General features: G+C 48.2%; 7 protein-coding genes. All 7 read left to right on the top strand.

Features of this window, described 5'->3' with window-relative positions; genetic code table 11:
* The first annotated feature begins 71 nt into the window (after positions 1–71).
* The 7 genes from J7J49_RS06705 to J7J49_RS06735 all read left to right on the top strand — a co-directional run bounded on the left by J7J49_RS06705 (position 72) and on the right by J7J49_RS06735 (position 10,552).
* Complete coding sequence (locus J7J49_RS06705) at positions 72–989, top strand: NAD-dependent epimerase/dehydratase family protein (RefSeq protein WP_215091217.1); 918 nt, start codon at positions 72–74, stop codon at positions 987–989.
* 459 nt (positions 990–1,448) lie between these two features.
* Positions 1,449–4,709, top strand: coding sequence for a DUF4214 domain-containing protein (locus J7J49_RS06710; protein WP_215091219.1), 3,261 nt, complete (start codon positions 1,449–1,451; stop codon positions 4,707–4,709).
* A gap of 134 nt (positions 4,710–4,843) precedes the next feature.
* Positions 4,844–5,596, top strand: coding sequence for a SapC family protein (locus tag J7J49_RS06715; RefSeq protein ID WP_215091221.1), 753 nt, complete (start codon positions 4,844–4,846; stop codon positions 5,594–5,596).
* A gap of 316 nt (positions 5,597–5,912) precedes the next feature.
* Entirely contained in the window at positions 5,913–7,601 is a 1,689-nt protein-coding gene (locus J7J49_RS06720) for a DUF4214 domain-containing protein (protein ID WP_215091223.1), read from the top strand.
* Between the two features lie 119 nt (positions 7,602–7,720).
* On the top strand, positions 7,721–8,302 hold the full coding sequence (locus J7J49_RS06725; protein ID WP_215091225.1) for a hypothetical protein: 582 nt from the start codon (positions 7,721–7,723) through the stop codon (positions 8,300–8,302).
* 95 nt (positions 8,303–8,397) lie between these two features.
* A complete protein-coding gene (locus J7J49_RS06730; RefSeq protein WP_215091226.1) occupies positions 8,398–8,610 on the top strand; it encodes a DUF6447 family protein in 213 nt (70 codons plus the stop codon).
* Positions 8,611–9,034: 424 nt separating this feature from the next.
* Positions 9,035–10,552, top strand: a complete 1,518-nt coding sequence (locus J7J49_RS06735; RefSeq protein WP_215091228.1) for a M14 family zinc carboxypeptidase — start codon at positions 9,035–9,037, stop codon at positions 10,550–10,552.
* The last annotated feature ends 66 nt before the right edge of the window (positions 10,553–10,618 follow it).

The raw sequence follows: 10,618 nt of genomic DNA on the forward strand, positions 1-10,618 counted from the left end.
AAAATGACCATAGTCCAAATCGCTGCTTCGGCTCAGTAATATGGCCGAAGAAAAAATGCCAAGGAGCCTCCATGCCAACCTGCCTGGTAACGGGCGGTAGCGGCTTTACCGGCCGTCACCTCATTGCTCACTTAAAACACCAGGGCCACCGCGTGGTGGCCCTAGCAAGCCAACCTTGCGGAGCTGATGAAACCCATTCCATAGATCTAAACGACCAAGAGGCTATAAGCGCGCTTGTAGCAAGTGTGAAACCTCATCAGGTGTACCATTTGGCGGCGCTTTCGTTTGTTGGCCACCCTACGCCGTTGGATTTTTATCGCGTGAATGTGCTGGGCACCGAAGTGCTCCTGCAAGCTCTAAGCAAGCTTACAGAACCGCCAAAAATTCTGTTAGCCAGTAGCGCCAACGTGTACGGAGCGAATGGTCAAGCGGTCATTGATGAGCATGTCCCTCCCGCGCCAGTGAACCACTACGCCAACTCTAAAATGGCAATGGAATACATCGCTCGAACTTACGCTGAACGCCTGCCAATTATTATTGCTAGACCGTTTAACTATACGGGCTCGGGGCAAGCGGTACATTTCTTGGTGCCTAAAATCGTGCAGCATATTAAGCGCCGGGCAAGCGTGATTGAGTTAGGCAATATTCACGTAAGTCGTGATTTTAGCGACGTACGCGACATAGTCACTGTATATCATCGATTATTAAGTCAATGGCCAGCTCCGGCGGCAAGTGGCAGCATTATTAATGTAGGTAGCGGAGAGGCTGTGTCGCTAAAAACGTTGATCGGTAAGCTAGAAATGCTGGCGCAACATACTTTGGAGGTGAAAGTAAATCCTACTTTTGTTCGAAGTAGTGAAATACCTGAGTTGAAGGCCTCTACTCAACGTTTAAGTGCTTGGGTACCTGATTTAAAACGCTATTCTCTCGACCAGACGTTATCCGAAATGCTTGAAGCCTTCCCCCTTGGTGAGCAATGTGATAAATAGTGCAATAAGGAAAACGCTGTTTCTTATTGGCAATAGCCATGAACTATGGCAAGCTTGAGCAATGCTAAGTTAATAGAAAGAGGTGAGTGAAACGTAACCGACACATTATTAGGGCACGAGTAGGGCACGCACAAAAAGCGAAATGGGACACACTGGCTAAAATAGCTACAAACCTTGCCAAATCATGCATTGCACCTGATGATGTTTTTTTACTAAGCTCAACCTATTGACTTACCTTGGGGGCTGCGGGTACAACGTAGCAGCGAAATATTTGTTACGGTATTAAGTATTCGCTGATGATACGGCGAATCCTAAACCGAAACGCAAGGGATGAGCATTAGTGTTGGTGGTTGCCATCAAGACTGATCTCTGGAGCGAGGCCTCGCTCACGGCTGCGCATTCTATTTAGGATTGAACGCAGCTAATGTCGATTCGACACTTAAATATGGAGTTACATCAATGGCTTTATCAGATACTCAAATTCAGCAGCTTTATACGGCCTACCTTGGTCGTTCTGTTGATCCTGCAGGCCTGGAATACTGGAAGGAGCAGGATGTTAGCGAATCTGAGCTGCGCGCTAACCTAGCCAACGACAACCAACCGGAATACGTTGAACTTTACGGCGATCGCACCCGTGAAGAGCTAGTAACAGCTATTTATCAGAACATGTTTGGCCGTGAGCCTGAAGAAGCTGGCCTAGAATACTGGGTGAACGGCGACGGTTCTTCTGTTCCTGCAAGTGAGCTGCAACAGCTGTTTATCAACGCGGCTTCAGCTGAAGACCGCGCTGCGTTTGACGCTGCAGTTGCTGCTGACTTAGAAGGTGTTGAAGAGCCTGAAGAGCCGGCTAATCCGGGTGAAACGTTCGTCCTGACTGAAGGTCGTGACGTTGTTACTGGTACTGATGCAGACGACGAATTTGTTGGTCTCGTTGGTCAAAACCAGAACGGTGCCGTTTCTAACGCACTGTCTACTGGCGATATTCTTGATGGTGGCGCTGGTCGCGACAAGATCGAAGCTAGCCTGATCAACGATCAGCGTGTAGAAGCTGATGGCGTAGGTACACTCTACGTTGCACCACGTACCAGCAATATCGAAGAAACTCATATTGAAGCGTTGGGTGGTGTGACTCTGGATGCTGGCCGTATGGACAGTGTTGAAGAGTTTTGGTCTGACAACAGTGATCGTGAAGGCCTCTTCATTGATGACGTGCGTCTGGGTAGCAAGCTGTCCGTCACCAAAGACATCACTTTTGGTATGCGCAGTGTTGATACTGATTCAGACCTGCGTGCTGCATTCGACACTAACTCACTGACCAACGAAGGCCCGCAGCAGAGTAACTCTCAGCTGATGGTTCGCGTTGCTGATGTGACCACCGCTACTCCTGAAACGCCGCTTGCTAACGTTGAGCTGACAATTGGTTTTAGCGTTGACGGTGAAGCGTTTGTTCTTGACGACGTGCGTTCTACTGACGGTACTTATGCTGGCCTGCAAGCAGCCATTAAAGCGCAACTGGTTGAGTTGGGTCTGAACGACTATATCGTCGAACTGGCTAACCCTTACAACCAAGTAACAGTTGCTGGCAATACCGTGAATCTGCCGTTCACTGCTCAGGAAATCCTGGTTACTGATCCGGAAGGCAACGCTTTCTCTAACGTTAGCTTTGACTACAACAGCGTTGAGTCTGTAGACGACGAGTTCCTCGTTGCCGGTACTGCACAGCCGGTTGAACCGGATATCAGTACTACCATGATCGAGACTAACTTGATCCTCGACAACGCTGGCCGTGGCTCCACTGCTGGTGATGCGATCATCGGTGGTATGTCCAACTCTCAGAAAGTTATTGAGAAGCTGAATCTGGAAGTGGATCGTAGCAGCAAGGTAGATAATGTTCTTACTGCTCATGGTATGACTGCAGCAGGTCAGTCTGAGCTCGTTGCTTTTGAACAGATCGAAGTTACCTCTGGTACGGCTCAAGGTGATCTGTCAATCAATAATGTTGGCAACGTCTACAACTTCGATGCTACTGCTTTTGAAGGTCAGAACCTTTCTGTGTCAGGCCAAGCAGGTCTTTCAGCATTTGAAGGTGACTGGGCTCCTAACGCTGAAAATGAAGCTCACGTTTATAACACCGCAAACGCTGCTGCTAGTAACGATACTGTCAACGTTACTTACTCTCTGGACAAAGCTGCAGAATTCAATGGTTTCTCGCTGGGCATTAACACCGGTGCTGGTGAAGATAACGTTCACACTACAGCTGTTGGTGATTACGGCAACAACATCCCCAACCAGCAAGATCTGCAACAGAATGTTGTGATCAATACTGGCGAAGGTAGTGATGTCGTTTGGACTGAAGGTGCTGGCGGTGTATTGATCAGTACTGGTTCTGGCAATGATACTATCTACAGCGACAACAGCGGCTCATCTTTGATGACCGATGGCGATGCTGCTACTTGGTTGGTTAACACTGTTAACACTACATTCGAAGATCTGCGCGGCAATGCTGCTGGGCTTTCTTCAGGTCAAGTTACGCCTGCTGGCAACGATATTCCTGCCGTGCTGTATGGTGCGCAGCTGACCGTTACTTTGGCTGGTGCTAACATTGGTGGTGCTGTGACTAGTGCCGCTGCCAATGGTTTTAATAATGGCTTTGAAGGCATTATTAACCTGAACTCTATCTTGGGTGATCGCGTTTTTGGTGATCAGCGCGATATCAACGCCGCGATTGCACAGGTTGTTAACAACCATAACGTGCTTAGCAAGTTGTTGGTTGCTGAAAACGGCCCGGATAACAGTCTGGTAATCCGTTCACTGGTTGATGGTCAGTTCGATGCAGATGACCTGCAAATCACTTTGTCACCTGCTGGCGTGAGCGGCATGAGTGATTCGGCTAAAGGTCGTCTTGAAGCAGCTATCCGTGAAGAGTCTAACGACTCTAACTTCGACGGTACTGATGCGAACCTGCAAGCTGTATTGAGTGGTTCTACAAGCGCTGCACACGGTATCAGTGGTATTGGCACCGGTGGTAGTGTTCAAGCTGATTCTGTGAACTACGGCGGTGCTCTGACCGGCACAGCTTCAACTGCGGATAACACCGGCAACGAGATCAATGCTGGTATTGGTAGCGATGTTATCGTGCTTTCTACTAACGATGTTAGTAACGAAACCATCGTCTTCGAAGATGACTTTGGTCGTAATACCATTGTTAACTTCGACGCAGATTCTACAAGTACTGGCGCCGATACTCTGGACTTCACAGCCTACCTAGGCAACGAACAGTTCCAAGGCAGCACTTCTACAGAGTCTCGTGATACGTTCGTTACCACTGGCGTTAATGGCGGAACTGCTGTTACTGCCAATAACGTTATTACCATTAACGACTTCGCTGCTGGTACTGGTAATGCTTCAAACCAGACTTGGGGTGGCCTGACTGCAGAAAACCTGTTGGCTGCTATCCAGAACGGTAACAATGCTGGTTATGGCAACATCGTTGACGGTACCCTCGACGTATCGGCCAATGTAGCTGGTCTTGTTGGCAACTCGGTTAAATCTGTTGTGATGATCGAGAACGACAACAATGCTGGTGAGTACAAAGTGTTCGAACTGACTGGTTCTGGTGTTAATGACGCCAATACCGCCAATGAGTTCACTAGTGCGTCTCTGGTTGGTATTGTAGATTTCGGTAACGAAATCGATGCTTCCGCCGTTAGCCTTGCCTAATAGCTGATGCGCCCAGGTGAGCTGCTGTGTGCTGTCACCTGGGTTCCTGAATGCAGTTTCTTTTTTTGATACTGCGTGCAGGAGAAACTAAACCCCGATCTTAGGATCGGGGTTTTCTTGTAAAAGGAGGTAGCATGTCAAATTGGGTTACTGTATCGCGACAACAGCATGTGTCAATGCGTTACGCACCGCGCCAGGACTACCAATTCACGGCAGAGCAAGCGATTGTACCAATTCTGGCGGGCGAACTGCGGCAGGCTTTGACGCAGTTCGTCATGGGCTTTATTAAACGTGAAGAACGTTATTATCTTGTTGCGTTACTTGGAAGAGCAGCGCATTCTCACCACTATATTCATCCCGAAGATGGTCGCTGGTTAGGCACGTATGTTCCTGCCCATTTTCGTGGTTACCCCTTTGCAGTTGCAAGGCAAAAGGACTCAGAGGCGATGGTGCTACAAGTTCATGCCGACCATCTGTTGAAACAAGGTGGAGAGCCGCTGTTCGACGAGCAGGGAGAGCTTGCCGAACAGGTAAAGCAGCAGCTCGACTTCGTCGGTGAGTGCGCCAAGAACCGTCGCCTAACCAACAATGCCTGCCAAGCACTTGCCGAGCAGGGCATCCTGCAGCCATGGCAAGTGAATGAAGGTGGACCGGGCGTCAAAGGGCTTTATCAAGTCGAAGAGGCGGCGCTGAATAAATTGACAGCGCAACAGCTACATAGCTTGCAAGGAATGCCTCTGGCGGTGGCCTATGGGCAAATTTTTTCTATGGCCCAGCATGATCAGTTGGCGCAACGTGCCGCTTTACATGCCAAGCTAGGCATCCCAGAATCAGTCGATGAATTATTTGCTGACGACAGCGATGACTTGCAATTCGATTTCGGTTAGTAAAATGATTGTAAGCTCTCATATTTTCAATATTTGAGTTTATTTTGCTGAATTAAATCAATAAATGCTATCCAGCTAAAGCGTTGTTAATGATGAATACGCAAAGATACGATGTAAGTAGTGCGCACGCTGATCTAACAGCAAAGTTTCATTGCAGCTGCTACAGATATTCATACTGAGTAAGTCGAAAGGTTTTTATTAGTTTTTTACCGATAAGTTATGGGGCAGCGCCTCTCAACTTAGTAAAGAGATGCTTAGCATACCAATGTAGCCTGATAAGGTAAGCTATTTACTAGCTCGTTAAAGAGGTACACCCATGACCCGTTTCGTTGGCGCTAATAGCAGCACCTTTCCTTATTCTTCTTTGGCTTATATAGAAGCAACATTCGTGGATGGTACGCGTGTTTCTGGCTCGGGTACTTTGGTTGGCCGTAACGATGTGCTGACGGCTGCTCATGTGCTTTATGATCCAGTGTTAGGTGCTGCTACCAGTGTACAGGTTGAATTTGGCCGCGATGGCGGATCACGGCCTTATGGCACTTTTGAAGCGGCCGCGCTTAATTATTACGAGTTAAGTACTGAAGAACCTGGGCTGTTGTCACAGTCTGAAAGCGAGTATGACTTTGCCTTAGTATCGTTGAATGATGCAGTTGGGGATGATATTGGTTGGTTCGCGTTGGGCGATTATGCACCTGGAGAGACCTATCGTGTTTCGGGTTATCCTGGAGTATATCGTGAAACAAGTGGCCCTAGATTGACAGAAGATATCGGCACTTCGATGCGCATGCCTAATTATGATTTAATAGATATCGATGATTTCGAAATCAACCCAGGTAATAGTGGGGGCCCAGTTTGGTACAGCTCCAGTGAAGGTCCTGTTTTAATAGGTGCAGTTTCAACTAGCTTATGGGCGGCCGAGGTTAGTGCTCACTATGAAACCCTCTCTAGCTGGATGGGAGGTAATGATTATCTCATTCCACCTTTGCAAAATGGAAAGACAGAAACACGTTTTGGCATAGCGGATAGCGCCACTCCTGTTGATGAATTCTCCAATGCGATGATTGCAGCTGGCTGGGAATTACCAGAGGGGCTTTATAGCGAATTACAAAGCCATGTTGAGTTAATGCGTTACCCAGCTTTGGAAGATACCATCGATCCCGTTATCCGTTTATATACGGGCTTATTAGGGCGCATGCCTGACAAAGCCGGCGTGGAGTATTGGGTATCTCAGCTGAATGCTGATAATGACCTGGGTGACTTAGCACAGGGAGTTACAGCTTCTAATGAATTTATGCTTCTAATCAACCAATTAGGTGGGGGAGCAGTGGGCAGCATTGAGGCGCTTTATACCAGTGTTTTTGGTCGTGGTTCGGATTCAGCGGGGCAGGCATATTGGCTAGAACAATTAGCCAGTGACCGAGTGGAACTGAGGGATGTTGCGTTAGCGTTTACCAATTCAACCGAGTACGTGGCCAATAGCTACTCTCTAGTTCAGGGTGCGAAACTGTTGCTATGGGGCGTTGATTTACAGGCGTTAGATCTAGAAGCTCTTGGGTTTAATGATCGTCCTTCGACAGCGGAGGAGGCAATGGCTGCTGAGTTAGTACGTTTGTATACTGGCGTGCTTGGGAGAGAACCTGATGAGGAGGGCTTTGACTACTGGCTCGAAGCGCTAGCTGGTGGCAGATCACTTACTTCCACGGCTGCAGACTTCTTTGCAAGCAATGAGTTTTTGAGTGACCAAGCAGTGCCGACCACCGAGGCGTTAATTGACTCCCTTTATGAGCAAGTTTTAGCACGTGCCCCAGATGACGAAGGAGCAGCCTATTGGCGGGCTCAGCTGCAAAAAGAGGGATTTGGGGAAGGTGATCTGGTGCTAGCATTTACTAACTCTGATGAATACATCCAAGCAGCTCAACCTAATGTTGATTCATATTTGCAGCAGTATTATGAGCTGGCGTTTATTGGCGTGCCGGAAGATATCGAGACATACCTGCTGGGCTAGAAAAAAGCACTGAATGAATTCCACAGGCTGAAGTCAAAGGTGTATGACGAATATTTTTACCATGCTGGTCGAATTGAGTACAATGCCGCGCTAGTTTTAGGCGACGAGATTAGGAAGTGATGGCGAAATTACCGAAAAGCATCGTTATTGAAGGGCGTCGCTACCCCACGTGGGCATTAAGCGTGGAAGCGCGTAAACAGCTGGTAAATTTAAGCCATGTAGATGCGCACATTGCAGAGCTCCATCAACGGTTGGCGCAACATCAGGTCGCGCGCAATCATTATCAAATGCTGTTGGCGAGTGCATTACCAGATCCTCACCAGCAGCCTTCGGTATCCGAAACTACCAGATACTTCTGGCAAAGCGTCTCAAAAGAATGGGCTCAAAAGCATTGGCCAGTGAGAACGGCTACATTTGGCCTGAGCGATTTTGAATCGACCAGACATTACCGGCAAGGTGATCGAGTACTTTGTTACGTGAAAGGCCATGGGGTGGTAGGTTGTGGGGTTGTTGAAATGGACACCCACTCAACTAAAAGGCATTTGGTATGGCGTGTAAACGTGCCGACGCTGGATAAAGCCCTGCCCGCTAAAACGCTTAAAGAGTTTTCGCTACGCCACCCTAGTCGTCCGTCGCAGGTGGTGCCCCCGACTGCCGATATTGAAGGGTTGTTGTCTGCACTTGCAACTAAAGCAGCATAGTAGATGGTTTGTTAGTTGCACATCGCTTCGACATTTATGCGTGCAGCTGCAATAATTCACAGCTAATTTTATTATTACCCGTAAAGGAGCTTTGTATGGCGAAGGATCAAGCACAAACAGTTACTATCGACGGTAGTGAATTCAAAGTGGCAGATCTGTCTGAAAATGCACGCAATCAGTTACTCAACCTGCGTGTGACTGATCAAGAAATTCAGCGCTTGAACCAGCAATTGGCTATCGCCCAAACGGCTCGTACAGCCTATGCGCGAGCGCTAAAAGACGAGCTCCCTGAGCAAAAGACGCACTAAAAGCAGTTACTAGCTTAGCAATAATAGCTTGTCCTAAAGCCAGTCAGTTAATGCTGACTGGCTTTTTTGTGTGCCACTGACTGGGAATAGGCGACCTGCTCCTACTTATCCAATGCCTACGCATAGTCGGAGACGTGTTTAGTAAATGGCGATACGGCAGCTAATGCTGTGCTAAAAAAGCTGGGGGAAGATTTTGGCGTCAGCACTCGAAAAGAACCTATCGAGGATTTCGCCAGCGCACAATCGCTTGGTAAATATTGACAAGTCGGGTGCTTGTCTCTATTTATTAGGTAGGTGTGAAAAAGATGACTGCAGTTCTGAGTTTTCTGCGTAAAAATTATAAAGGTGCTTAGAATAGCGCTATGAATGACGCTCCACCGACAATACAGGGAACGATATGCAGTGATGCCTGGAGGCATTAAATATGACAACCCTCTCCATTGAAAAAAATCTACAAACTCTTTATTTAGGTATTTTAGGACGTGCGGCTGACCCAGATGGATTTAATTATTGGTTAGAACAGGTCGAAAGTGGCTCTGTAGACCTGGAAGGCGTCATGGCCCTTATGCTGCAGTCTGAGGAGTACCAAGCGAGGCGCACTGAGCTGGCAGAACTGGAAGATAACGGGTGGGTAAACGAGGTTTATCAAAGCCTTTTTGCTCGTGAGGCCGAGGCCGAGGGCATTGAATATTGGGTAGAGCAGGCTAGTTCTGGCCAAACCCAACAAGCGTTGTTACAGGGTTTTATCTCAGGCGCTAGCGGAACGGACTCAGAGGCGCTTGAGGCCTATGCCTCTATTGCTAATTTTTACTCATCCAGTGTTGATGCTGATAGTTACGATGCAGAGCGCGCTCTTGTGCAAGATGGCTTTCGGAGCAATGAGCAGCTTTATCAAGACCTAGAAACACTAGATGCCACCTATGATACGTTGAGCTTAGAGCAGGCCGGTGAGTCATTGGAAGGGAGGCCCTTATATAGTGCTACGGTAGGCGAAGGGGCGCGCAAGTTAATGATTGTGACGCAACAGCATGGTGATGAGCCCACCGGGACTGAGGCGGCCATGCATTTGCTAGAGTGGCTAAGTGGTGACAGCGAAGCTGCACAAGCCTTACGTGAGCAAGTAACGTTGACCGTGATGCCAAGAGTCAACCCTGATGGTTTTGAGCGCTGGGAGGGTCTCGTTGCAGGTGAGTTAGATCCCGAAACAACCATTGATCCACGGCGTAACTCTGAAGATATTGACCTCAATCGTACATGGGATTCTAGTGAAGTTATTGATGCATCATTAATCCCAGAAACTACCGCTGTTAGGCAGGTGATCGAAGCGACTCAACCTGAACTGATTCTTGATTACCATAACCAGAATAACTACATCAACGAGTCAGGCGATCTCGAAACGATATCAATCTTGTGGCCGACCAATGATGATGTCGACCCCACCATTACCGCAACAGCACAGCAAGCGGCGGTAGCTATATCACAAGGGCTCGATGATTTTGATTATGGCTACTTGTCGCTGTTTCCCGGTGGCGACACGCCACAAATAGCACGCAATGGAATTGCTATTGATGGTGTGCCTACACTTCTCATTGAGCAGCGTGGTTTGGAGGAGTTGAGCTTAAAAGCGCTAGAAGGACTAGAGCTAGATTTTGATGCGGTTTCTAGCGCCGTAGTGCTTGAGGGCGTACTGAGTATGCTAGGCGTTCTAAAAGCTATGGGACAAGGCAGCTTTGATAGCATTGATCCCGCTTTAGCAACACTGATTCCTGAGCGTGGCGAGCGAATTGAATTTGACGAGATTTACGCAGAAGAGATCGAATGGGCCGGCGAGGGCGAAGAATCTCATCAACAAGAGATAGTCGCAGGGCTGGATACGCTGATGGAAAGTACGCCCATTATTGGCACCTCTGAGCCTCTTTCTCAAGAATTGCTAGTGGCTTAAGGATCAGCCTGAAGCCGATTAGAATTGAGTATAAAAAAGCTTCCCCATAAGCTCTGAGTTTGAGCA

Origin of the sequence: Halomonas sp. ISL-56 (assembly GCF_018612805.1) — a bacterium.
Taxonomy (GTDB): Bacteria; Pseudomonadota; Gammaproteobacteria; order Pseudomonadales; family Halomonadaceae; genus Vreelandella.

Bases quoted from the DNA above. Each gene is read 5' to 3' on its own strand.
- J7J49_RS06715 (WP_215091221.1), top strand. From the start codon at position 4,844: ATGTCAAATTGGGTTACTGTATCGCGACAACAGCATGTGTCAATGCGT.
- J7J49_RS06730 (WP_215091226.1), top strand. From the start codon at position 8,398: ATGGCGAAGGATCAAGCACAAACAGTTACTATCGACGGTAGTGAATTC.
- J7J49_RS06720 (WP_215091223.1), top strand. From the start codon at position 5,913: ATGACCCGTTTCGTTGGCGCTAATAGCAGCACCTTTCCTTATTCTTCT.
- J7J49_RS06735 (WP_215091228.1), top strand. From the start codon at position 9,035: ATGACAACCCTCTCCATTGAAAAAAATCTACAAACTCTTTATTTAGGT.
- J7J49_RS06710 (WP_215091219.1), top strand. From the start codon at position 1,449: ATGGCTTTATCAGATACTCAAATTCAGCAGCTTTATACGGCCTACCTT.
- J7J49_RS06725 (WP_215091225.1), top strand. From the start codon at position 7,721: ATGGCGAAATTACCGAAAAGCATCGTTATTGAAGGGCGTCGCTACCCC.
- J7J49_RS06705 (WP_215091217.1), top strand. From the start codon at position 72: ATGCCAACCTGCCTGGTAACGGGCGGTAGCGGCTTTACCGGCCGTCAC.